Source organism: Tannerella sp. (assembly GCF_030528505.1).
Classification (GTDB): Bacteria; Bacteroidota; Bacteroidia; order Bacteroidales; family Tannerellaceae; genus Tannerella.
Genome location: NZ_JAUMYS010000019.1, coordinates 20,471 through 44,583, shown reverse-complemented (window position 1 = coordinate 44,583; position 24,113 = coordinate 20,471). Strand labels below are relative to the sequence as shown.

The window sequence follows — 24,113 nt, the reverse complement described above, 5'->3', positions numbered from 1 at the left end:
TAAATAAAGCTACAAGCCAGTATATACATTAATATATATAAAAGAAAAATAGAGCGCAAAAACACGAGAAAAACAAAACAGGAACAAGGAGTACAATCATTCAACGGTTCGATTAAAAATCGACCGTCAGACGAAAATTCAGCTGGCGACCGGTCAAATAATTCGGCACCGCATACTGATGACTATATACATCCGTTATCCAATAATAAGAACTCGTATTGTAAATATCGAATACATTGAATACGTCAAGCCCTAACCAAATGCTTTTGAAATTCCGGAAAAAACCCCGTTCCATCAAAGCATCTTCTCCCCCGGCCAGCTGATACGTAAAACCGAGGTCTATGCGACGATAAGGCGGCGTTTTGTAATTGCTTCCGTCATATCCCCGACGTGGTACCGTGACGGGTAATCCCCCGGTCAGCACACCGCGCAGATTGAGCATGGCCCGGCGGTAGCCGGGAAAATAGTCCTGAAAATAAAGCGAAATATTATACGCGGGACTATTCGGCATTGATACGCTGACTGTTTCCCGACCACTCCGTTTAATCGTCTGACGTGATTTCATCAACGACAAGCTGATCCAAGAATCGGTTCCGGGTACAAACTCGCCGAAAAGTTTCATATCCAAGCCGGCAATATACCCTTTCGCACAATTCTCTCCATAGTATCGTATCTTCACATTATCTAACGTATAAGGATTGATATTGCTTAGGTTCTTATAATACAGCTCCGTCGTCAACTTAAAGTTCCGACTGCCGACCTTAAATCCGTAATCGCCTCCCAAAATAAAATGCATCGACCGTTGCGATTTCAACTGCTCATTAAGCCTGATCACCGTATTTCCATCTTTATCCTTCACCTCAGTGCGCAATTCTTTATAAAAAGGAGACTGATAATACAGTCCGGTCGCAAAACGAAACGTGAGATCCTGATTGGCATTCGGAATGAAGCCTAACGAAGCGCGCGGACTGAAAAGAAACTCCTTGCTGTAGGTCCAATAACTGCCACGTATACCGCCGACAAGCGTAAACAAGCCCTGGTCGGTGCGAAACTTGAACACATCCTGAACATAGGCCGCGAGACGCGTACTACTTAATTTATTGTCCGAAAAAAGATTCGCAATCACATTTACCTCCTTACCGGTCTGAGGTAACGAATAACCGGACGAATCACGACTTTCCCATTCGCTGATTTTATCGATAATACGTTCCATCTGCGCGTTGACGCCCCATTTCAATGTTTGATGAGTCGTAAGCTGTGTGATGCCGTAGAGTCCGACATGACTAACGGTCGCTTGTAATCTGTTTCGTGCGTGTTCGTGATACGATGCGAGCGTAATGGATTGTTCTCCTTCAGCGGTCTTTTCATCGTCATCCTCTTCTGCGGCCTTATCCAGACGATAATTTCCGGTCAAATCGTAACTTTCCTCTTCATTGCTCCGGAAAGCGAAGGCCTGCAACCCCAGTTCCGTCTTTGCACTTAATTGATGCTTCAACGTCAAAGCCCCATAGATCGTTTCAAACTTGTCACGTTCTTTTCCATCGAAATACACATGAAACTTTTGCTTATTCTTTACCGTACCAAACGTGGTCTCCAATTCAATCGGGACATATTTGTAATGGTTAGACGAGAGGTTTCCCAGAAAATGAAGTTCCCACTTCGGAGCCGGTTTATAGGTCATGAAGGTTTGCAAATCTACGAAGCGCGGCACATACTCGGCACGGCCAACTAAATTGCTCAACAGCGAACTCGACATTTTGTAACGTATGCCGGTAACCTGTGTAAATTTCTTACTTCCACTGCCCACATACGCACTCGCGTTGCTGATGTTCAATTTACAAGCGCCAAGCACACCGACCGAAGCCGAGCCTTCCGGTTTTGTCGGCTTTTTATACGAGATATCCAAGACGGAACTCATCTTATCTCCATAACGCGCGTCAAAACCGCCGGCCGAGAACTGCACGTTTTCAGTCAAGCTCGGATTGACAAAACTTAATCCTTCCTGCTGACCGGATCGTATCAGCAAAGGACGAAAGACCTCCATCCCGTTCACATAAACGAGATTTTCATCAAAACTTCCGCCGCGCACCGAATATTGCGTACTCAGTTCATTGCTCGACGATACGCCGGCGTACGTCACGATCAGACTTTCGATACTCCCGCCCGCCGGATCGGGAAGAATCTTCAAGCGACCGGCATCGAGTGTCTCCATCGTAGTCGTCTGCCTGCGAATCGCCGTAACCGACACTTCGTTCAGTTGGAGGGAGGTATAATTCATTTGTACGTTCACACGCATATCTTGCGACAAACGCGGAATCACTCGCTCTGCCTTATTGTATCCGAGACACGAAAAAAGCAGCACAACGGAATCGCCCGGCGAAACCGACAACGAATAAAATCCTTTCTCGTCCGTCATCGCGCCAGTCAGTGTGTTTTTCACCTGTACAGCTACGAGCTCCAACGGGTTGCCCTCGGCATCCCGCACATTTCCCGAAACTTTCACTTTGCCCTGAGCATTCAAACCCACGGCTATCAACAAAAACAGAAGCGACGCCAACGTACGATTTCTCATCTTTCCTTTATTTTACGTGAGTATGAACGTAAAAAAAGCCCAAAGCGTATATTCCGCCGGCAATTTTTACCAACCGAATGCTTTATCCGTCATCCACATTTGCTGCGCTTTCATCGTCTGCTCAATCACTTCGCGAGCAATCCCGTCACCACCGTTCAGAGGCGAAATATATTTTGCGATGTGTTTAATCTCTGGGGCTGCCGTAGCCGGCGCAATAGGCAAACCGACACGGCACATCACTTCATAGTCCGGGATATCGTCGCCGGCATACACGATCGCTTCTTCTTCCAAACCGGTCTTCTGAAGAAAATCTTCGTAATCCTTTATTTTGATAGAGCTACACATATAAATATGCTGCACCCCGAGACGCTCGAAGCGAAAACGTACATTTTCCGTGTAGGCACCGGTGATGATACCCACCTGATAACCATGCTTAACAGCCAATTGCAACGCATAGCCGTCTTTGATGTTAACGGTTCGGGCCGGATCGCCGTTATCCGTCAACGGAATTTTGTCGGACGACAGCACGCCGTCCACATCGAACAGAAAAGCTTTTATTTTTGTCAAATCATACGGTATCATCATGTTCAAGATTGAGATAATTGGTGAATATGTTTACTGATTAATTCATACAGCTCACGCACGACCGGATCGGTCAGCATGGCCGATTGTTTTTCGATCACATTGCGATCGTATCGCACGGCCGGTCCCGTCTGCGCATCAGCAGGAGAAAGGGTATGTATTTTTGCGGCCGTTTCATCAATAAGCGGCAACAGCACGGCAGGGTCTATCCCCTGCTCATTCAAAATCCGATCGGCAAGGACATACATGTGATTTGTAAAGTTACAGGCAAAAACTGCGGAAAGATGCAAATAACGCCGTTTCTCGGAAGCGAGCACCCGCACATCGGAAGAAATCTTTTCGGCCAGCGTTCGCAGACGCTGTTCATTTTGCGGCGAATCAGCTTCGATAAAGCAAGGAACATTCCGGAAATCGATTGGTCGTTTTTTTGAGAAAGTCTGTAACGGATAAAGCACGCCATAGTGGCGCGCATATCCGTCAAAAATATCCATCGGCACACTGCCTGCCGTATGCAACCAAAGCCCTTCGTTCGGGGAAACCTGTGCCACAATCGTCTGCAAAACGGCGTCTTTCAGAGCAAAGACATATAAATCGGCATCCGAACGTAGTGCGCCGATATCCGTTGTCCACGCACACGCGTGCTCCGCAGCCAGCCTTTGTGCATTTGCTTCAGTACGGCTATAAATCTGACAGATACATAGTCCGGCCTGCCGCATCGCTGCGGACAGATGAGTCGCTACATTTCCGGCTCCGATAAAGACGACCTTCATGCCAGAGTCGCTTCCTCCGATGTACCGGGCAACGCGAACTTACCGATATGCACCTTCTCCCACAACAAGTGGGATTCATCGAACGGTTTGCGTTCCTGATCCTTGTGGCCAAAACCGATGATACACAGAACCCCCATCTGATACGGTATATCCAACAAATCGCGGACATATTGCTCCGAGTCGCGCTCATCGGCCGTCAGACGGTTCCGCACATGGCACCAACAGCTCCCCAGGCCTAAGTCCTCGGCCTGCAACTGCATATATATCGCGGCGATAGAGGCATCTTCGACCCACACATCGCTTATCGTCATATCACCCAACACCACAACGGCCAACGCGCATCCTTCGAGAAAACCGCCCCCGGCGCTTTTGCACCTCGCCAACTGCGTCAGCATATCCTTATCTTCGACCGTGATAAACTGCCACGAATGCGAGTTCTTCGATGTCGGAGCCATCAAAGCGGCTTTCAAGAGTTGCTGCACCTTTTCCGGTGCGATCAGTTCGTCCGTAAACTTCCGCGTGCTGCGTCGACGGGTGATCAGAGAATTGAAATCTTCCATACTATATATTATAATGATGTGAGGACAAAATTAGAGAATTTTTCCGAAATGGAGCTTCTCAAGAAAATGAACAGGACGAAAAAAACATCTCGTCACAAAAAACTTCGAGGGTGTGTCAAAACGCAATGTTTGGGCACACCCTCTTTAGGTGTGTAAGAATGGGCGAAAAGCAAGGCGCTAAGGATGAGAACGAGGGAGCATACTAACGTATGTGACCGAGCTCACATTCCGCAAGCAACGAAGGAGTTCGCCCGTTATGACATACCGCCGAGTCTGTATGATGTTCTACGGCTGATTACAGCCATTCTTTCATAAACGCATTCATTTCCTCAGCATGTGCTTCAAGACTTTGCAACAGCTTAAACTGAGCCCGTGTACGAATCAGATTATGCTTCGGCTTATGCGTTTTATAATAGGTGTCGCCATTGAGATAATCGGTCAGGAAACGTACGGTCTGCATATACGTCAACAGACGTCCTCCGTAAGGGAGGAGACTGATTTCGAGCGGTGTCAGGAAAGATTTTGCCTTTTCCATATAACCGCGCGTGTACGCTTTGAAAATCTCCATATTTACTCCCACTCGATCAAGTTGCTCATCGTCTTCGGATCCGGTATTGGCTCCGGTACGGATAAAATCGCCGATGTCGGACAAGACAAAGCCCGGCATGACGGTATCCAGATCAATCACACATAAGACCTTCCCTTCTTCATCGAACAAGATATTGTTGACTTTCGTATCGCAATGGTTCGTGCGTTTTTTCAGTTTGCCTTCACGATACAACTCTTCCTGAACGCACATTTCCTTGGCACGCTTCTCAATTTCGTCAATGAGGTCTTTCACCTCATCCACACGTCCGGCCGCATTTGCCTCAACTGCCTCGTGAAATTGCTGCAACCGGAACTCCATATTATGAAAGTTCGGAATCGTTTCACCCAAAGCCCCTTCGGGTAAATCGGCAAGCATCGATTGGAAATCGCCAAAAGCGCGTCCGGCCTCATAAGAAGAAGAAGGATTCACTTCCTCCAGACTTTGGCAACGAGGAATCATCAGACAAACGCGCCAATAACTTTCGCCGTCGAAATAATACCTTTTCCCGTCATCGGTCGGAAGGAAAGTCAGCACCTTACGGTCGATATCCTCTTCTCCGCGCTCCTGCAACTTCGCGCGGATATGCGATGTAACCGTATGAATATTATTTTGGAGCATCTCCACATTGGTGAAGATATGATGATTGATACGTTGTAAAACATAACCGGGTGTACCGGATTCGGTAATTACTTTCAGCGTATCGTTAATATGTCCGTTACCGAAAGGCTCGACAGACAGGACCTTTTCTTTAATATCAAATCGACTCAGGATTTGCAGATATTTTTCGTTTGTCATGGTGTTGAAAAAATTTGATGTAAACCAAAAAAAGGACGCTCCATAGAACGCCCTCTCTGATCGTACGTATTACACTTACTTTTTGTTTCGGTTACCGTAACGGCTCATAAACTTGTCTACACGACCGGCCGTATCGACCAACTTGGCCTTACCCGTATAAAACGGATGCGAACTGCTGGAAATTTCCAGTTTAACCAGCGGATAGGTAACCCCGTCAATCTCGATTGTCTCTTTCGTGTTGATCGTAGAACGCGTGATAAACACTTCTTCGTTCGACATGTCTTTGAAAGCAACCTGACGGTAATTTTCCGGATGAAGTTCCTTTTTCATTGTTCTTCTATTTTTTTAATTTATTATGATCTTGTTTCCTTTTTCCAAATACGGGGTGCAAAAGTATTCATAATTGTTTAAACAAGCAAGAAAAAAGCGGTAAAATTCTAATTCATAGCATAGCCCCGTCTAATTTATGCGCCAAACAATGAAAAAAAATGCTCCATATTTATTCGTTCCTGATTTTTTTCGTACCTTTGAGGCTGATTTTTCACATATAACACAAGAAACAATGATAAATTACAAAGACTTAGGCTTGGTGAACACGCGTGAAATGTTCAAAAAAGCAATCAACGGAGGCTATGCAATTCCGGCCTTCAACTTCAACAACATGGAACAGATGCAGGCCATCATTCAGGCCGCGGTAGAAACGAAATCGCCGGTGATTTTACAAGTTTCGAGTGGGGCGCGGAAATACGCCAACCAGACAATCCTGCGCTACATGGCCGAAGGTGCCGTTGCTTATGCAAAAGAACTCGGATGCCCGAATCCGCAAATCGTCCTTCACCTCGACCATGGGGATACGTTCGAACTTTGCAAAAACTGCATCGACATGGGATTCTCTTCCGTCATGATCGACGGTTCGCATCTCCCATACGACGAAAACGTCGCACTGACGAAGCAAGTCGTTGAGTATGCTCATCAGCACGATGTGACAGTGGAAGGTGAATTAGGCGTTCTGGCAGGCGTTGAAGACGATGTCGTAGCAGAACATCACACCTACACGAAGCCGGAAGAAGTCGTTGACTTTGTAACGAAAACCGGCTGTGACTCGCTGGCGATCTCGATCGGTACCTCGCACGGAGCAAACAAGTTCAAACCCGAACAGTGCAAGCGTGACGCAGATGGACGCCTTGTTCCGCCGCCTTTGGCTTTCGATATCTTGGAAGCAGTGGAAAAAGAATTGCCGGGCTTCCCGATTGTGCTCCACGGATCATCGTCCGTACCGCAAGAAGATGTAGACACCATCAATAAATACGGCGGTGCGCTGAAAGATGCGATCGGTATTCCGGAAGAAGAGTTGCGTAAAGCTGCCAAGTCGGCCGTTTGCAAAATCAACATCGACTCCGACAGCCGCTTAGCCATGACGGCTGCCATTCGTAAAGTATTTGCCGAAAAACCGGCCGAATTTGATCCGCGTAAATATTTAGGACCGGCTCGCGATGCAGCGAAGGCTCTTTACATCAATAAGATCAAAAATGTATTAGGTTCAGACAACAAGCTTTAATTAGTACGATAAAAAATCAAAGCGAAAAAGGGCTGTCTCACAAAAAACGGACAGTCCTTTTTTTGTGCTGTTGCTTCGGGCATCTCCCGTAAAAACGGCTCCCACTCCTGCTCTTCCGTCCATCGGCCTAATTTCCGTATGTTTCGTTCCGTAAACGGGGCATAACATGTTCCGATATTTTTCTTACCTTTACCTCTTCAAAAAAACGATGTATGGCTAAAGTTAAATCCGTATATATCTGTTCCGACTGCGGTGCCGAATCACCGAAGTGGGTCGGCAAATGTCCGTCGTGCGGCGCGTGGAATACGTATGTAGAAGAACTTGTAAAGAAAGAACCCGCAACATGGCGGGCTGTTCCGGGAATCGTACGTGACGGCATGAAGCCCCGGCTGCTGCGTGATGTCACGGCAAAAGAAGAGACACGTATCGATATGCACGATACGGAATTGAACCGTGTCTTAGGCGGCGGATTAGTGAAAGGCTCGCTCGTACTCGTCGGAGGAGAGCCGGGCATCGGAAAATCTACGCTCGTGCTGCAAACCGTTTTGCAGATGAAAGGTCTGCATACGCTCTACGTTTCGGGCGAAGAGAGCGCTCAACAGTTGAAGATGCGTGCCGACCGTCTGGCCGGAAAAGATACCGATATGGGCAATTGCCATGTGTTTTGCGAAACGAATCTCGAACAGATTTTCGTACAGGCGCAAAATCTCCAACCCGATCTCTTGATCATCGATTCCATCCAAACCATGTTTACCGACCGAGCCGAATCGTCGCCGGGCAGCATCACCCAAGTGCGTGAGTGCAGCGCGGCGGTACTGAAGTTTGCCAAAGAGACGGGGACTCCCGTGCTGATGATCGGACATATTAATAAGGAAGGCAGCATCGCCGGACCGAAGGTGCTCGAACACATTGTCGATACCGTCTTGCAGTTCGAAGGCGATCAACATTATATGTATCGCATCCTGCGAAGCATCAAGAACCGTTTCGGCAGCACCTCCGAGCTGGGCATCTATGAGATGCGGCAGAACGGATTGCGGCAGGTCGAAAATCCCTCCGAACTGCTCCTGACCGAGAATCACGAAGGACTCAGCGGCGTAGCCATTGCGGCCGCGATGGAAGGCGCTCGTCCTTTCTTGATCGAGACCCAGTCGCTCGTCAGCAGCGCCGTCTACGGAACGCCTCAACGCAGTGCGACAGGATTCGACCTCCGGCGGATGAATATGCTGCTGGCCGTACTGGAAAAACGCGCCGGTTTCAAGCTCGTACAGAAAGACGTTTTCCTGAATATCGCAGGAGGGCTGCGCGTAAGCGATCCGGCCATCGACCTGCCGGTGATCAGCGCCGTCTTGTCGTCGAGTCTGGACATCCCGATCGATCGCAGCACCTGCATGGCCGGCGAAGTGGGACTCTCCGGCGAGATACGTCCGGTCAACCGTATCGAACAGCGCATTCAGGAAGCCGAGAAACTCGGATTCACCCACATGATTGTCCCCCAGATGAAAGGATTGGAAGCGTTGAAAAGCAAAATGAAGATCGTTCAGGTCAGAAAAGTAGAAGAAGCCTTCCGGCAGCTATTCGGATAAGGATGACTTTAACAGGCGAATTAAACACATTATCTTTGTATCCGCACAACAACGACAGAAAAGATATGGACAAATTGATGATTGATAAATTATCCGATTTTTTCCGGACACAACCGGTAGAGAAAGCATGGATTTTTGGATCTTATTCGCGCGGCGAAGAAGTAGAAGGGAGTGATATGGATGTACTTGTTCGTTTTTTGAAAGGAAGAAGAATAACCTTATTCTCCTATGCCTCTATGCAATATAAAATGGAACGCTTACTGAATAAAAAGATAGACTTGGTCGAAGAAGGACAACTGAAAGACTTCGCCGAAGATAGTGCCAATGCCGATAAAATACTGATATATGAGAGAAAAAAATAAAGATAAAGCACGTTTGTTGCACATCATTGAAGCGATTGATAATATTTTCGAGTTTACGAATAACAAAACATTTGAAACATACACGCAAAATAAAATGTTGCGTTTTGCTATCATTAAAAATCTGGAAATAATAGGCGAGGCAGCCTACTTGCTGACGAATGAGTTTAAAAAAGAATATTCGGAGATAGAATGGCATGCTCTCATAGGGATGCGACATGTATTAGTTCACGGATATTATCAAATCCGGGATGAGATCGTATGGGCTACCATAGAGACCGATTTACTCCCTTTGAGAGAAAAAGTTCAACTGATTCTAAAAACATTATAAAATAAAGTAAAATCCTTTCGAATTGTGATCAAAGAACTATCATTACGTATATTGCCCGAAGAGGCGGCGAACGAATCTTCGTTGCGCGAGGTCGTCTGCCGCGAAACGGGCGAGAAGCTCGAAACCGTACGCGCCGTGCGCGTACTGAAACGCTCGATCGATGCGCGCCAACGCACGGTCTGGGTCAACGTAACCGTACGCGCCTTCATCAACGAAGAACCGGAAGAAACCGAATTTACCCCTGTCGAATACCGCGACGTATCGACCGCCAAACCTGTCGTTGTCGTAGGGGCCGGACCGGGCGGACTCTTCGCCGCCTTGCGGCTGATTGAGCTGGGGCGGCGCCCCATCCTCATCGAACGCGGAAAAGACGTGCGACGGCGCAAAAAAGACATCGCCCTGATCAGTCGTGAACATACCGTCGATCCCGAATCCAACTATTGCTTCGGCGAAGGAGGCGCCGGCGCCTATTCCGACGGCAAACTCTACACCCGAAGCAAGAAACGCGGATCGGTCGAACGCATCCTCCGCATTTTCTGCCAGCATGGCGCCAGTACAACCATCCTCGCGGATGCCCATCCCCATATCGGAACGGATAAACTCCCGCGCGTCATCGAAAACATGCGCGAGCAGATTTTGCGTTGCGGCGGAGAGGTACATTTCGAAACCTGCATGGAAGCTTTTCTCTTACAAGCGGACGAAGTAAAAGGCATACGAACGCGTGACGGACGCGAATTCCACGGTCCCGTCATCCTGGCCACCGGACACTCCGCGCGCGACGTCTATCGTTACCTCGCAGCACAAAACATCCCCATCGAAGCCAAAGGAATTGCCGTCGGCGTACGGCTCGAACATCCGCAGCAACTGGTCGATCGCATCCGCTACCATCGCAAAGACGGACGCGGAAAATACTTGCCCGCCGCCGAATACAGTTTCGTCACCCAAGCCGCCGGACGCGGCGTATACTCGTTCTGCATGTGTCCCGGAGGTTTTGTCGTGCCGTCCGCCACCTCGCCCGACGAGGTCGTCGTAAACGGCATGTCGCCCTCCAACCGCGGATCGCGATGGGCCAACGCCGGATGGGTCGTCGAAATCAGACCCGAAGACCTGCCCGCCTGTCTCTGCCCGGGCATGCCCGCAGGAGACGCCTCGCTCCCACCCGTTTTATCCGTCATGGACTTTCAGGAACGCCTCGAACGCCTCTGCCGCCTGAGCGGAGGGATGACCCAAACGGCTCCCGCCCAGCGCATGGCCGATTTTGTACAAAAAAAGAACTCCTCGCATCTGCCCGTTTCGTCCTACACACCGGGATTACTTGCCTCACCGCTTCATTTCTGGATGCCGGAGTTCATCACGACGCGTTTACGCGAAGGATTCCGCCATTCCGACCGCGTATCGCGCGGCTTTCTCACGAACGAAGCCGTCCTGATCGGTGTCGAAACGCGCACCTCCTCGCCCGTGCGCATCCTGCGCGATAAAGAAACCTTGCAGCACGTCACCCTGAAAGGACTTTTCCCTTGCGGCGAAGGAGCCGGTTATGCCGGAGGAATCGTTTCCGCAGCCATCGATGGCGAACGCTGCGCCGAACAAGTGGCCGAAGCTTACGCCTGAGGCCCTTCTTTTTTCTTCCTGCGCCCTCCCAAATCTACGATGATGCGGGCGTTCCGATAATTCGTCTCAAAAAGTGTACCCGAAAACAGAGTCATTAAACTGTCTAATTTATAAACACACCGACGCAAATCACGCATAAGTTCCGAAAGACTCTGGTTATGGCCCTTACGCTCCACAATTAAATCGCGCGGACGCGTGATATACGAATCGTAAGCATCGATCAAACGCTTACACTCGGCCAAAACCTCCTCCGTAATACCATAATCTGCCAAACCACTCTTGATTTCCTCCATGCGCGCGCACATATCCTTCGCTTTGGCAAGCGAAACCGTGTCCGACATGTTCGATAACGCACCCTTACTCGTTCGCAAATGGTCATGCAACTCCTGATTATCATGATCCAAGGCATAAACAGACGCCCGTTTACCCAAATCCGTCACCATCGAAAAAAGTCTCGAAGCAGCCTCCGCCTTATCCGTCGTTGCTCCCGTCGTAACAATCAGGCTTTCCACTCCTGCTTGCTCAACCTTGCTTAACAAATCCCTGAAAAGTGTCCGTTCTTTTACAAAACGCACGTTAATACGCCATACCGACTCGTATGTAACCAGCACACTCTCTACAGCCCTACACATTGATACGTAATTTTCATCTCTTGTTGTCATAATTCTCACCATTTAGTACGATACTCTTATATAAAACAATCCAAGAATAAAAAAGTTTAATAAAACTCACCTTTTTTACACTTCTTGCGCAATAAGATTGGATTCTGATCCCGTCAGAACGAAAAAACACACCGCCGGAAGAGAAAAACACCTTGTCAAAGTCAAAAAATAAGAGAACAGAAGAAAAAAATAAACTGTCAGAACGAAAAAATACCGTGTCAGAAACAAAAAATGCCATGTCAAAGATAAAAAACAAAATAACAGAAGAAAAAAACACCCCGTCAGAACGAAAAAAAGCTCTGTCAGAAACAAAAAATGAGACGACAGAACGAAAAAATAAATCGTTAGAAGAAAAAATGCTTCGTCATTCGAGACAAATTCGGCGTGTACCACGCATAACAACTGACAATTAACAATTGACAATTGTGACAACTATGGAATCACGCCAACCGCCGGATAACACGGCAGGGATTACCGACGGCCAACGAATCGTCGGGGATATCTTCCGTCACAACGCTGCCGGCTCCGATCACGCAACGGTCGCCAATCGTAACACCGGGACAAATCACGGCACTGCCGCCAATCCAGCAGTCAGCCCCGACGGTAACGGGATAAGCATACTCCCTCCCCTCGCGCCGCAGCCGATAATCGAGCGGATGATGAGGCGTATAAATCTGTACGTTGGGAGCAATCAGCGTATGCGCACCGATACGGATATAAGCACCGTCAAGAAATGTACAATTAGCATTGATAAAAACATGTTCACCGAGGATGATACCGTGTCCGTGATCGCAATGAAACGGAGGACAAATGACGGCCGAGGCAGGGATGCCGGGAATAAGCGCTTCGAGCACGGCGCGATACCCCTCGTCGTACGTCGACATCGTCCGCAGTTTCGCTAACAACTGCTTGGCATGCCTGAAACCGGCCTGCATGCCCGCATCCGAAAAATCCGGCCATTCGCCGTTGCGCATCTTCCGGATTTCGGCATTCGTCAGTGCCAGTTCTTTACTCCACATGCAGCACCAATCCTTTCAGATACTCCCCTTCGGGATGATAGATATTCACCGGATGATCGGCCGGCTGAGTCAACTGATGCAGGATCCGCACCGCACGTCCCGATTGCGCCGCTGCGCTGAATACGGCCAGCCGAAAATCGTTGCGGCTCACCACCTGCGAACAAGAAAAAGTAAACAAAAGACCATTGGGACGAATCTTCTCAAACGCAAGCGCATTCAGTTTGCGATACCCCTGCAAGGCGTTGCGAAGCACGTCGCGATGCTTGGCGAATGCAGGCGGATCGAGGATGATCAGATCGTACGAGTCGCCTGCCCGATCGAGGTAATCGAACGCGTCTTCCGCAAACGCTTCGTGACGCGAATCGTCCGGAAAGTTCAACGCCACGTTCTCTTTCGTCAGTGATATGGCCTTGGCCGAGCTGTCCACCGAATGCACCACCCGTGCACCTCCCTGCATGGCATAAGCCGAAAATCCGCCCGTGTAACAAAACATATTCAGCACCGAGCGTTCCCGCGCATACTGTTCAACCAGCCGGCGATTCTCCCGCTGATCGATAAAAAAGCCTGTCTTCTGCCCTTTCTCCCAGTCCACACGAAACTTCAGCCCGTTCTCGACGGCCATATGCGCTTCCGTCCGATGACCGCCGTACAAATACCCGTCCATCTGATCGAGACCGGCTTTATAAGGCAACGTCCCTTCCGACTTATAATAAATATGATGAAGAACCTCGCCGAGCACTTCACGCAGCGCCTCGGCAATCTCCTTTCGTACATGGTGCATCCCTACGGAATGAGCCTGCATCACGGCCGTGTCGCCATACACATCGATCACGAGTCCGGGCAGACGGTCGCCCTCTCCGTAAACAAGGCGATACGTGTTATTGTCGTCGCGGCCTGCCAGCCCGAGCATCCAACGCACCCGATAGGCCGTCCGTATCCGTTCCGTCCAAAACGCCTGATCGATCGACACCGGCTTGAGCGAGAGCAAACGCACGGCGATGCTTCCGATCTGATAATGTCCGATACCAAGAAAAGAACGCCCGGCACTATACACTTCGACCAAGTCGCCTTCATTCGGCTTCCCTTCGATATGAGCAATGGCCCCGGAAAAAATCCACGGATGGAAACGCAGTACGGATTCTTCCTTCTTCGGCTTCAGGTAGATTTTACAGTAAGTCATGATTCTTCGGATTTCAACAATTGATAGATGCGCAGACAAGCCCATGCGTCAAGCGCGGCATATTTCTGCTGAGCGTCCGTCAGGATATCGGCATCCCAGTTCGTGAGACGCGTACGTTTCGAAATTTTTTTCCCGAACAGAATCGCGTAGATTTTCTGCAAGCTCGCCTCTTCGATACCGTACGAAGGTATAATTTTCTGCAAGTCGATAAAACCCGCCGGCATCAGGTCTTTGACGCGCTCGCGCATCATGTGGAAGTCGTCCGGCAGCGACAATCCGATTTTCGTGATCCGCTCGTCCTTCAGAAACGCGATCAGCGGTTCCGGAATACCTCCCAGATGATTAAGCCTGAAAAGATAACAAACATTCTCGGTCGAGAGTTGCATCAGCGCGACTTTGTGATGCTGATTTTTTTTGAAGCTCGGACGCGTTTCCGTATCAAATCCCACGCAGCGGCTTGCCGACAGGATACGAACAGCGTGCTCGACCTCCTCGGGCCGATCTACGACGACGATATGTCCCGGGAACGACTCCACAGGCAGCGTCGCAATTTCTTCTTTCGTAATCTTGGAAAAGTTCGGAGTATACGTCATACCGTTTCTTCTCCGGCCAGATACATCTCTTCGTTATACCGCACGGCATGGAGCGCTTTCAGCGCGTTGAGGAGCGATTGCCCCCAGTACATCCGGAAATTCTCGGTGCAGAGCGCCAGCGACACCCGCATCGTTTCTTCGTATCCCTGCCGGAAGAGCGAAACGAAATTGCCGAGGTCCTGATACAAGTCGGACAGGTTTTCGGAAATAAACGCCGCAACAGGCGTATCGCTGTACGGCATGTCGGGCGTAAAAGTTTCCAGATAACTGTCATATTCGCCCAGCAGCGCAGCAAGGCGCTCGCGGAGGGCATGATACGTCTCTTCCGTGACGAAATGCGAGACTTCAGTATCGTTATCCGCCTCCGTTTCGGGCAGCAGTGTCGCTTTCAGATAAAGCAGAGGAAGCAGCTTGGTCGCCTTATCGACAAAGGCCGGCAAGTCATGCCCGACGGATTCCATCCATGAGCAAAACTCGAACGCCACGGTAACGAATTCCAGCGTATTTTTGTCGTAAACCGGACTGCTTCCCCCGTCCATCGGATTATTGTTTTCCTTCGGTTGCAACGTTACCGCTTATTTTCTTGATCAGTCCCTGCAACACGTTTCCCGGCCCGAGCTCGACGAAACGCGTGGCGCCGTCGGCCACCATGTTTTGCACGGTCTGGGTCCAGCGCACCGGCGAGGTAAGTTGAGCGACAAGATTTTTACGGATCACATCCGGATCGGTTTGCGGACGGGCGTCCACATTTTGATAAACCGGACAAACAGGCTTACTGAACGCGGTCAATTCAATAGCCTCGGCCAGTTCGGCACGTGCCGGCTCCATCAGCGGCGAGTGGAATGCACCGCCTACCTTCAGCTTGAGCGCGCGTTTCGCCCCGGCAGTCGTTAATTTTTCGCATGCCGCATCGATACCAGCCATGCTTCCGGAGATTACGATCTGTCCCGGGCAGTTATAATTGGCGCAGACCACGACTTCGTCCGTAATCTCAGCGCATATTTTTTCGGCTGTCTCGTCCGGCAGTCCGATCACGGCCGCCATCGTCGACGGCGCCAGCTCGCACGCCTTCTGCATGGCTTGCGCGCGTTTCGACACCAGCTTCAGGCCATCTTCAAACGACAACGCCTGCGCTGCTACGAGCGCCGAGAATTCACCTAAAGAATGTCCGGCCGTCATATCGGGCTGGAAGTCGGCTCCCAACGTACGAGCCAAAATGACCGAATGCAGGAAAATAGCCGGCTGAGTGACCTTCGTCTGTTTCAAGTCCTCGTCCGTTCCGGCAAACATTAGATCCGTAATACGAAATCCGAGCACGGCGTCCGCCTGTTCAAAAAGTTCTTTAGCCAAAGGGTTATGATCATACAGATCTTTGCCCATTCCAACGAATTGTGCCCCCTGTCCGGGGAATACATACGCATTCATAATCTTCTATTTTATTTTTTAGACGCCGCAAAAGTAATAAATTTAGTAAAAAGGATCGTCGAATCATTTTCAAATTGTACCTTTGCCTCCCAGACAAAACGAATTATTAACTTTATTTATTCATATATGAACCAGTTATTATTTTTGGGAAATTTAGGTACCGGTGAAATCATCATTATTGCCGTCCTCGTCTTATTGCTCTTCGGCGGGAAAAAGATTCCCGAACTGATGAAAGGGTTGGGCAAAGGCATTCGGAACTTTAAAGACGGAGTCAAAGGCATCGAAGACGATATCAATTTGAACGACACGAACACGACGAAATAAAAGCACCGAAATAAACATGTCACAGCAAAATGACGAAATGTCCTTCTGGGATCACCTAGAAGCGCTTCGATGGACTTTATTCCGCTGCATTTTAGCTCTTCTTGTTTTTACGATTGCTTCTTTCTCCATGATGCGTTATCTGTTCGATCACGTCATCATGGCTCCCTGCTACGGCGATTTTGCCACCTACCGACTGATGTGTAAGGTGACGTCGAGCGTATCGTTTCTGCCGGACTTCTGTGATCCGGCTTTTAAGGTAAACATCGTCAACATCAAACTGGCTACCCAGTTTTTTACGCACATGTCTTCCTCTTTCTGGCTGGCATTGCTTCTGACGTTTCCTTATCTGGTGTATGAGGTCTGGAAATTTATCCGCCCGGCACTCTACGAGAACGAGATGAAAAGCGTTCGCTGGGTCTTCTCGTTCGGTACCCTGATGTTTTTTATCGGATGCGGCGTGGGATATTTTATCGTATTCCCGATGACGCTCCGATTCTTGGCAACTTATGAGTTAAGCGCAGCTATCACGGAACAGGTTTCGCTCGAATCGTATATGGACAATTTTCTGATGATGATTTTCATCATGGGGATTGTTTTTGAAATGCCGTTGCTCTCGTGGCTGCTTTCGCAGATAGGCATTCTGAACCGCTCGTTCTTTCGTACCTATCGGCGTTATGCCATCGTGGGTCTATTAGTGGCGGCGGCGTTTATTACGCCCAGTGGCGATCCGTTCACGTTGTCGCTTGTCTTCTTCCCCTTGTACGGCTTGTATGAGTTGAGCGCTTTCTTTGTAAAAAAAGCGCCGGAAGAAACGGAAGCGGAAGATGATTCGGACGAGTTGCTGTCGACCGTCTCTGCTGAAAAAGATTTATAATGTAATGATGAAGGAGAAAATCAAAGCTATCTTATCGAAAGCGATTGCCGGATACCGCAAAACCTCGGCATGGATGAGTCGCAAACTGAATCTGACGCCGAAGCGACGCGGATACCTGATCGTGACACTCTGGTCGTTGGCCGGACTGTTTGTCTTTGCAAGCATCGTGGTCTTTATAGCCATCGGCAAGGGAATGATCGGTTACGTTCCTCCCATCGAACAGTTGGAAAATCCTATCGACCGTTATGCGACGCAGGTCATCTCGTCCGACGGCAAGATGCTGGGCAGTTATTCGTACGGAAAAGACAATCGCATCTATGTTAGCTATAACGATTTATCTCCCGACCTCGTCAAAGCGTTAATCGCCACGGAAGATGTCCGTTTTACAAAGCATTGCGGCATCGATGTGCGCGGTTTGTTTCGTGCCGTTGTCAAACGCGGACTGCTGATGCAAAAAAGCGGCGGTGGCGGCAGTACGATCACTCAGCAATTAGCCAAACAATTATTTTCACCGCGTGTCGAAAGTCTTACCGAACGGTTATTGCAGAAACCGATCGAATGGGTGATTGCCGTACGTCTGGAGCGCTACTATACGAAGGAGGAAATCATCAACATGTATCTGAACAAGTTTGATTTTCTTCACAACGCCGTGGGTATTCAGTCGGCTGCCTGTGTGTATTTCGGACAGACCCCGAAAACCTTGAAGGTAGAAGAGGCGGCTACCCTCGTCGGGATGTGCAAAAATCCGTCGTACTATAATCCGGTTCGTCACAACGAACGCACACGCAATCGGCGCAATACGGTGCTCCTTCAGATGAAGAAAGCCGGTTACCTCGATGCGGCCGCATGCGATTCGTTATGCGCTTTACCGCTCGAACTGCATTTCACGCGGATGGACCATAACGAAGGGCCGGCACGCTATTTTCGTGAATACCTCCGCCTGATGCTTACGGCCAAAAAGCCCGTACGTAGTGATTACGCGGCGTGGCAATCGCAGAAATTCTCAGACGATTCGCTGGCATGGGAGACCAACCCTTTGTATGGCTGGTGTCATAAAAACACAAAAGCCAACGGCGAACCGTACAACATCTATACCGACGGATTGAAAGTCTATACGACCATCGATTCGCACATGCAGCAATATGCCGAAGAAGTCGTGGTCGAACATCTGAGCCAAACGTTGCAACCGGCCTTTTTCAAAGAGAAGAAAGGACGTGAATATGCCCCCTTCTCTCAACGTGTTTCCAAAGAACAGCGGGAAGAAATGCTGACACGCGCCATGGTGCAAAGCGATCGCTACCGTATCTTAAAAAACGCCGGAAAATCCGACAACGAGATTAAAAAGAGTTTTGAAACGCCGGTCGACATGCAAGTCTTCAGTTGGTCGGGAACGATTGATACGACTATGACGCCGATGGACTCTATACGTTATTACAAAAGCTTCCTGCGTACGGCCTTTATGGCCATGGATCCGCGAACCGGATATGTAAAGGCCTACGTCGGCGGAATCGATTACAATTACTTCAAATACGATATGGTCTCGACCGGACGGCGTCAGATCGGATCGACCATGAAGCCTTTCCTCTATTCTCTGGCGATAATCGAAGGCGTTGATCCTTGCGATAAAATGCGCCATGTCCAACAGGTTCTCGTCGATGAAAACGGTAAAGAATGGGCTCCTAAGAATACAGGGGCTAAACATATCGGCGAAGAAGTAACCATCCAGTGGGGATTGCAAAATTCATCGAACTGGGTAACGGCTTATCTGATGAAACAACTCTCGCCCTATATGCTGGTACGCCTGCTGCGTTCATACGGCATGAAAGGACATATTGATCCGGTCGTTTCGATGTGTTTGGGTACACCCGATATTTCGGTCAGCGAAATGGTCAGCGGATACAGTGTTTTCCCCAATAAAGGAATTCGCGTCGAACCACTTTACGTGACCCGTATCGAAGATTCGTACGGCAACACGATCGCTTCGTTCTCGGCACAAGTCAACGAAGTACTGTCCGAAGAAGCCTCCTGCAAGATGATCGGGATGTTACGCAGCGTGGTAGATGGCGGCACAGGTAGTCGATTGCGTTTTCGCTATGGCGTGCGTGCGCCCATGGGCGGCAAAACCGGCACGACACAGAACAATTCCGACGGATGGTTTATGGGATTTACGCCCAGCCTCGTAGCCGGATGCTGGGTAGGCGGCGAAGACCGTTCGATCCATTTCGACCGGATGAGTGAAGGACAAGGCGCTTCGATGGCGTTACCTATTTTTGCCTTATTTATGCAAAAGGTGTATGCCGATAAAACGTTGGGATATTCGGAAACGGAAAACTTTGATGTACCGTCGCAATATGCCGTATCGTGCGGTTCTTCAAAAGATAACAACAGTCGGGTAAACGAAGCGACCGGATTCGACGACTTTTTTAACTGATCCGTGTTAATAACCTTGTTATAAATTCTCTTTTTTCGGGGCTTCCGTCTGCCTAAAAACATGTATTTTTGATGCCCGAATTATCAAAACAAGACATGGCAGAAGGACAAAAGAAAAATGCGACGCGGAAGAAGCCCGCGGTCGTACAGGTTTCCGATGTGGGAAGATTACAACCGCAGGCTCGCGATCTTGAAGCGGCCATCCTCGGTGCGTTGATGCTCGAACAAGATGCATTTTTCAAAATAAACGAGATACTTAAACCCGAGAGTTTTTACGAAAAAGCCCACGAGCTGATTTATCAAGCCGTTTTAGATTTAGCTGCCCGTCAGCAACCCATCGATATGCTCACCGTTGTGGAACAGTTAAAAAAAAACGGAGATCTGGAAACCGTCGGAGGGCCTCTTTACATCTCACGCTTAACAGAAAATATAGCCAGTACGGCACACTTGGAATACCATTCGCAAATCGTCGCACAAAAATATCTGGCACGCGAACTGATCCGCTATACCGGTCTGATTCAAGGGAAAGCGTTCGATGAGACCGTCGAAGTCAGAGAGCTGATGCAAGAGGCCGAAGGCGAACTTTTCAGAATTTCGCAGCAAAACATCAAGAACGAAGCAATTCAAATCAATCCGGTCATCAAGCAAGCCCGCGAATTATTGGAGAAAGCGGCTAACCGGAAAGAAGGGTTGAGCGGTTCGCCAAGCGGCTTTACCTACTTAGATAAAATCACATCGGGCTGGCAAAATTCCGATTTGGTGATTATTGCCGCCCGCCCGGCGATGGGAAAGACGGCTTTTGTGCTTTCGATGGCCAAAAACATGGCACTCAATTTCAAGATTCCCGTTGCGATGTTTTCGCTTGAAATGAGTAATGTGCAGCTTGTAAACCGTCTGATCGTAAATGTATGCGAATTGTCCGGCGAGAAAATCAAAAGCGGACGATTGGAAAAGTACGAATGGGAACAGCTCGAATATAAAATCAAAGATTTGTACGATGCCCCGATTTATGTCGACGATACTCCCAGCCTTTCCATCTTCGAGCTACGTACGAAAGCGCGACGTTTAGTACGTGAACATAAGATTCAATGTATCTTTATCGATTACCTGCAGCTGATGAACGCCAGCGGTATGAATTTCGGAAGCCGCGAGCAGGAAGTCAGTACCATCTCCCGATCGTTGAAAGCGCTGGCCAAGGAACTCAATATTCCGATTATTGCCCTGTCACAGTTGAACCGCGGAGTCGAATCGCGTCAGGGAATTGAAGGAAAACGCCCGCAGTTGGCCGATTTGCGTGAGTCAGGTGCCATTGAACAGGACGCCGACATGGTATGCTTCATCCATCGCCCGGAATATTACAAGATTTATGAAGACGAGAGGGGGAACGATCTGCGCGGTTTGGCCGAAATTATCGTCGCGAAACACCGTAACGGCGCCACAGGAGATGTGCGTCTGCGTTTCAAAAGTGAATTTGCGAAATTTATGAATCTGGATGAAGATCTGGCTACAAAGGAATATGCATCGAGCATGAACCAGCTCAATCATACGGGAGAAAAAAACGAGACCTCTCCGTTTACACCGAATGTCGAAGACTTTATTTCGGTCCAATCGGAGAGTCCCTATCCCTTCTGACCGGATTGAGGCGTAGCCTCAACCGGCCGGAGTGACCTTCACGGTGCGAAACTGAATCAAGCCACCTTCGCTTTGCAGACCGATGCAGCCTTCTTTCACGTTGCTCGTCCCGGTGTTCTGCAACAGATCGTTAATGTACACCTTGATGACTCCATCTTTGACTTCGATCTTCGCCTTGTTCCATTCTCCGACAGGTTTTTCGTTCGAGTCGGTACGTTTTTTTACGACCGGAAATTTCGGACGCTCTTCGCCTGCCGGTTGTTTATACTCCGCGAGATGAGCGCCTTCGAGCAGAATAAAATCACCGGCATCACCGGCGTGCAACTGACATTCGATACCGTTCGGGAACGGAGTCTTCGGATCGCTAATCATCAGAAAAATACCGCTGTTCGAGGCCTTGTCGACCCATGCCCATTCGACCTCCAACGTAAAGTCCGTATACTTCTTTTTCGTGTACATATAGCCGAACGGATTGCCCTGAATAAGGATTACACCGTCCTGCACGGAAAACACGTCTTCAGCCGGTGTGTTTCCGTCGGCTACTACAAAGTTCCAATTCGACAAGTCCTTGCCGTTGAACAAATCTTCCGTTTGTGCATGACTGCTTCCTGCCGTCATACACGCCGCCACGATGGCGGACAGCAAAAAAAATCTACGTTTCATGATACAATAAATATAAAATGGTAATGACACGACAGCAGGTCATTTGACTAGCTGTCTGTATCTGATTCGCTTCGGTTCAGTAAAGCCTACCTGCTTACGCTTGTATTCTTCATAATCCGAATAACTGCCTTCGTAAAACACGACTTCGGAGTTCCCTTCGAACGAGAGGATATGCGTGCAGATACGGTCGAGGAACCAACGGTCGTGCGAGATGACAACGGCACAGCCGGCAAAGTTCTCCAAGCCTTCTTCCAACGCGCGGAGCGTATTCACGTCGATATCGTTCGTCGGCTCGTCGAGCAGGAGCACATTGGCTTCGGCTTTCAGAGCAAGCGCCAGATGCAATCGGTTGCGTTCGCCTCCCGACAATACACCGCACAACTTTTCTTGATCGGCTCCGGCAAAATTGAATCGCGAAAGGTAAGCCCTCGAATTGATTTCTTTTCCGCCGACACGTATAAAGTCATTTCCGCCCGAGACCACCTGATACACGGATTTATTCGGATCAATATCCTTATGAGTCTGATCGACGTATCCGACTTTAACCGTTTCGCCGACTTCAAACTCTCCCTTATCGATAGCCTCCTGCCCCATAATCATCTTAAAAAGAGTCGTCTTTCCGGCACCGTTCGGCCCGATCACTCCCACGATGCCGTTAGGCGGCAGCATGAAGTTGAGATTATCGAACAGTAGTTTATCGCCGAATGCTTTGGCAACATCATGTGCTTCGATCACCTTATTCCCCAAGCGAGGGCCGTTCGGTATAAATATTTCGAGCTTCGTTTCGCGCTCTTTCTGGTCTTCGTTAAGCAACGATTCATAAGAGTTCAGACGCGCTTTACCTTTTGCCTGACGGGCCTTCGGTGCCATGCGTATCCATTCCAACTCGCGTTCGAGTGTCTTCCGACGTTTGCTCGCTTGCTTCTCCTCTTGTGCCATACGCTGCGTCTTCTGATCAAGCCACGATGAATAATTGCCTTTCCACGGAATTCCTTCGCCCCTGTCAAGTTCGAGAATCCAGCCGGCCACATGGTCGAGGAAATAACGGTCGTGCGTGATGCAAATCACCGTGCCCGCATATTGTTGCAGGTGCTGTTCGAGCCAGTCGATCGATTCGGCGTCAAGGTGGTTCGTCGGCTCGTCAAGCAGGAGCACGTCCGGCTGTTGTAACAGCAGACGGCACAACGCCACACGGCGGCGCTCACCTCCTGACAGCGTATCGACCACCTGATCTTCGGGTGGACAGCGGAGAGCGTCCATCGCACGTTCGAGTTTGCTATCGAGGTTCCACGCGTCCATCGCATCGATCTTATCCTGAAGTTCGGCCTGACGGTTCATCAGCGCCTCCATCTTGTCCGGGTTTTCAAGCACCTCCGGATCTCCGAATTTTTCATTTACCTCTTCAAATTCTTTCAGCAAGTCGACCGTTTCCTGCACCCCTTCCTGTACAATCTCTTTGACGGTCTTGCCGGCTTCGAGGCGTGGATCTTGCTCCAGATAACCGACCGTATAACCGGGCGAAAAAACGACCTCGCCCAAAAAGTCCTTGTCAAGGCCGGCAATAATTTTCAACAACGTCGATTTTCCGGAACCGTTCAAACCGATAATCCCGATTTTAGCTCCATAAAAAAACGAAAGGTAAATGTTCTTCAACACTTGTTTTTGCGGTGGGAAAATCTTGCTTACTCCCACCATCGAAAAAATAATTTTCTTGTCGTCAGCCATATTTTTAGCAGTATTGTTTATGATAGGGCAAACTTACATAAAAAACTTCATTTTTTATACTGGTGGAATAAAAAAATCAAGCCCTGCGGACTTGATTGATGGTCTATTCGCGTGCTCGAAGCACAAAAAGTCGTAATTTATGAAAAGATAGCGTTTTCCTTTGTATGATTGACAATTCAGGTAAAGTTTCTGAATAGAAGGATGATGTTCTAACTCTCAAACCAGACCATATGCCCTCTGACATGCAAGAATTCGGAACTTTCCGAAAGCATGCCG

24 protein-coding genes are annotated in these 24,113 nt (G+C 49.1%); 10 read left to right on the top strand and 14 right to left on the bottom strand.

All coding sequences use genetic code 11. The features are described from left to right. Window positions 1-112: 112 nt before the first annotated feature. From Q4A89_RS04570 to Q4A89_RS04545, 6 genes are all read right to left on the bottom strand, one after another. Window positions 113-2,572, bottom strand: a complete 2,460-nt coding sequence (locus tag Q4A89_RS04570) for a TonB-dependent receptor (RefSeq protein WP_303184064.1) — start codon at window positions 2,570-2,572, stop codon at window positions 113-115. A gap of 66 nt (window positions 2,573-2,638) precedes the next feature. Beyond that, on the bottom strand, window positions 2,639-3,154 hold the full coding sequence (locus Q4A89_RS04565; RefSeq protein WP_303184067.1) for an HAD family hydrolase: 516 nt from the start codon (window positions 3,152-3,154) through the stop codon (window positions 2,639-2,641). A 5-nt stretch (window positions 3,155-3,159) separates the two neighbouring features. After that, a complete protein-coding gene (locus Q4A89_RS04560; protein ID WP_303184063.1) occupies window positions 3,160-3,924 on the bottom strand; it encodes a Rossmann-like and DUF2520 domain-containing protein in 765 nt (254 codons plus the stop codon). Further along, complete coding sequence (locus Q4A89_RS04555; protein WP_303184062.1) at window positions 3,921-4,484, bottom strand: nitroreductase family protein; 564 nt, start codon at window positions 4,482-4,484, stop codon at window positions 3,921-3,923. The genes Q4A89_RS04560 and Q4A89_RS04555 overlap by 4 nt, the downstream gene beginning before the upstream one ends. Before the next feature lie 295 nt (window positions 4,485-4,779). Then, window positions 4,780-5,868: a phosphotransferase enzyme family protein gene (locus Q4A89_RS04550; RefSeq protein ID WP_303184061.1), complete on the bottom strand. Its 1,089-nt coding sequence runs from the start codon at window positions 5,866-5,868 to the stop codon at window positions 4,780-4,782. Window positions 5,869-5,943: 75 nt separating this feature from the next. Then, entirely contained in the window at window positions 5,944-6,198 is a 255-nt protein-coding gene (locus Q4A89_RS04545) for a type B 50S ribosomal protein L31 (protein ID WP_124752651.1), read from the bottom strand. A gap of 232 nt (window positions 6,199-6,430) precedes the next feature. Here Q4A89_RS04545 and Q4A89_RS04540 point away from each other — a divergent pair, with 232 nt between their 5' ends. The 5 genes from Q4A89_RS04540 (at window position 6,431) to Q4A89_RS04520 (ending at window position 11,310) form a co-directional block, all read left to right on the top strand. Then, complete coding sequence (locus Q4A89_RS04540) at window positions 6,431-7,426, top strand: class II fructose-bisphosphate aldolase (protein WP_303184060.1); 996 nt, start codon at window positions 6,431-6,433, stop codon at window positions 7,424-7,426. Window positions 7,427-7,638: 212 nt separating this feature from the next. Further along, entirely contained in the window at window positions 7,639-9,009 is a 1,371-nt protein-coding gene (radA, locus tag Q4A89_RS04535) for a DNA repair protein RadA (RefSeq protein WP_303184059.1), read from the top strand. A gap of 65 nt (window positions 9,010-9,074) precedes the next feature. Further along, on the top strand, window positions 9,075-9,371 hold the full coding sequence (locus Q4A89_RS04530) for a nucleotidyltransferase family protein (RefSeq protein ID WP_303184058.1): 297 nt from the start codon (window positions 9,075-9,077) through the stop codon (window positions 9,369-9,371). Next, window positions 9,355-9,699, top strand: a complete 345-nt coding sequence (locus Q4A89_RS04525; protein WP_303184057.1) for a DUF86 domain-containing protein — start codon at window positions 9,355-9,357, stop codon at window positions 9,697-9,699. Before Q4A89_RS04530 ends, Q4A89_RS04525 begins: the two co-directional genes overlap by 17 nt. Window positions 9,700-9,723: 24 nt before the next feature. Next, complete coding sequence (locus Q4A89_RS04520) at window positions 9,724-11,310, top strand: NAD(P)/FAD-dependent oxidoreductase (protein WP_303184056.1); 1,587 nt, start codon at window positions 9,724-9,726, stop codon at window positions 11,308-11,310. On the opposite strand, the gene Q4A89_RS04515 is transcribed toward Q4A89_RS04520, so the two are convergent. Further along, window positions 11,301-11,972: a hypothetical protein gene (locus Q4A89_RS04515; RefSeq protein ID WP_303184055.1), complete on the bottom strand. Its 672-nt coding sequence runs from the start codon at window positions 11,970-11,972 to the stop codon at window positions 11,301-11,303. The two genes, Q4A89_RS04520 and Q4A89_RS04515, sit on opposite strands and share 10 nt — an antisense overlap. A 152-nt stretch (window positions 11,973-12,124) precedes the next feature. Between Q4A89_RS04515 and Q4A89_RS04510 the strand changes: the two genes are divergently transcribed. Beyond that, complete coding sequence (locus tag Q4A89_RS04510) at window positions 12,125-12,385, top strand: hypothetical protein (protein ID WP_303184054.1); 261 nt, start codon at window positions 12,125-12,127, stop codon at window positions 12,383-12,385. A gap of 27 nt (window positions 12,386-12,412) precedes the next feature. On the opposite strand, the gene Q4A89_RS04505 is transcribed toward Q4A89_RS04510, so the two are convergent. The 5 genes from Q4A89_RS04505 to fabD are packed head-to-tail and all read right to left on the bottom strand — an operon-like array spanning window position 12,413 to window position 16,189. Next, entirely contained in the window at window positions 12,413-12,946 is a 534-nt protein-coding gene (locus Q4A89_RS04505; RefSeq protein WP_303184066.1) for a sugar O-acetyltransferase, read from the bottom strand. A gap of 34 nt (window positions 12,947-12,980) precedes the next feature. Further along, complete coding sequence (locus Q4A89_RS04500; protein ID WP_303184053.1) at window positions 12,981-14,171, bottom strand: class I SAM-dependent rRNA methyltransferase; 1,191 nt, start codon at window positions 14,169-14,171, stop codon at window positions 12,981-12,983. After that, the gene (locus Q4A89_RS04495) at window positions 14,168-14,764 is read right to left on the bottom strand and encodes a 3'-5' exonuclease (RefSeq protein WP_303184052.1); all 597 of its coding nucleotides are present in this window, start codon (window positions 14,762-14,764) and stop codon (window positions 14,168-14,170) included. The genes Q4A89_RS04500 and Q4A89_RS04495 overlap by 4 nt, the downstream gene beginning before the upstream one ends. Next, window positions 14,761-15,303 (bottom strand): DUF5063 domain-containing protein, encoded by a 543-nt coding sequence (locus Q4A89_RS04490; RefSeq protein WP_303184051.1) that lies wholly within the window; start codon window positions 15,301-15,303, stop codon window positions 14,761-14,763. The genes Q4A89_RS04495 and Q4A89_RS04490 overlap by 4 nt, the downstream gene beginning before the upstream one ends. 4 nt (window positions 15,304-15,307) lie before the next feature. After that, window positions 15,308-16,189 carry an ACP S-malonyltransferase gene (gene fabD, locus Q4A89_RS04485; protein WP_303184050.1) on the bottom strand — a complete coding sequence of 294 codons (882 nt, stop codon included), beginning with the start codon at window positions 16,187-16,189 and terminating at the stop codon, window positions 15,308-15,310. A gap of 126 nt (window positions 16,190-16,315) precedes the next feature. Here fabD and Q4A89_RS04480 point away from each other — a divergent pair, with 126 nt between their 5' ends. The 4 genes from Q4A89_RS04480 (at window position 16,316) to dnaB (ending at window position 21,449) form a co-directional block, all read left to right on the top strand. After that, entirely contained in the window at window positions 16,316-16,513 is a 198-nt protein-coding gene (locus Q4A89_RS04480; protein WP_124790604.1) for a twin-arginine translocase TatA/TatE family subunit, read from the top strand. A gap of 16 nt (window positions 16,514-16,529) precedes the next feature. After that, window positions 16,530-17,387 carry a twin-arginine translocase subunit TatC gene (gene tatC / locus Q4A89_RS04475; protein ID WP_303184049.1) on the top strand — a complete coding sequence of 286 codons (858 nt, stop codon included), beginning with the start codon at window positions 16,530-16,532 and terminating at the stop codon, window positions 17,385-17,387. Between the two features lie 193 nt (window positions 17,388-17,580). Continuing rightward, window positions 17,581-19,818, top strand: a complete 2,238-nt coding sequence (locus Q4A89_RS04470) for a transglycosylase domain-containing protein (RefSeq protein ID WP_303184065.1) — start codon at window positions 17,581-17,583, stop codon at window positions 19,816-19,818. A 95-nt stretch (window positions 19,819-19,913) separates the two neighbouring features. Then, a complete protein-coding gene (gene dnaB, locus Q4A89_RS04465) occupies window positions 19,914-21,449 on the top strand; it encodes a replicative DNA helicase (RefSeq protein WP_303184048.1) in 1,536 nt (511 codons plus the stop codon). A gap of 18 nt (window positions 21,450-21,467) precedes the next feature. On the opposite strand, the gene Q4A89_RS04460 is transcribed toward dnaB, so the two are convergent. Both Q4A89_RS04460 and ettA read right to left on the bottom strand, forming a co-directional pair. Beyond that, on the bottom strand, window positions 21,468-22,112 hold the full coding sequence (locus Q4A89_RS04460; protein ID WP_303184047.1) for a DUF1080 domain-containing protein: 645 nt from the start codon (window positions 22,110-22,112) through the stop codon (window positions 21,468-21,470). A 39-nt stretch (window positions 22,113-22,151) separates the two neighbouring features. Next, window positions 22,152-23,837: an energy-dependent translational throttle protein EttA gene (ettA, locus tag Q4A89_RS04455; RefSeq protein ID WP_303184046.1), complete on the bottom strand. Its 1,686-nt coding sequence runs from the start codon at window positions 23,835-23,837 to the stop codon at window positions 22,152-22,154. Between the last annotated feature and the right edge of the window lie 276 nt (window positions 23,838-24,113).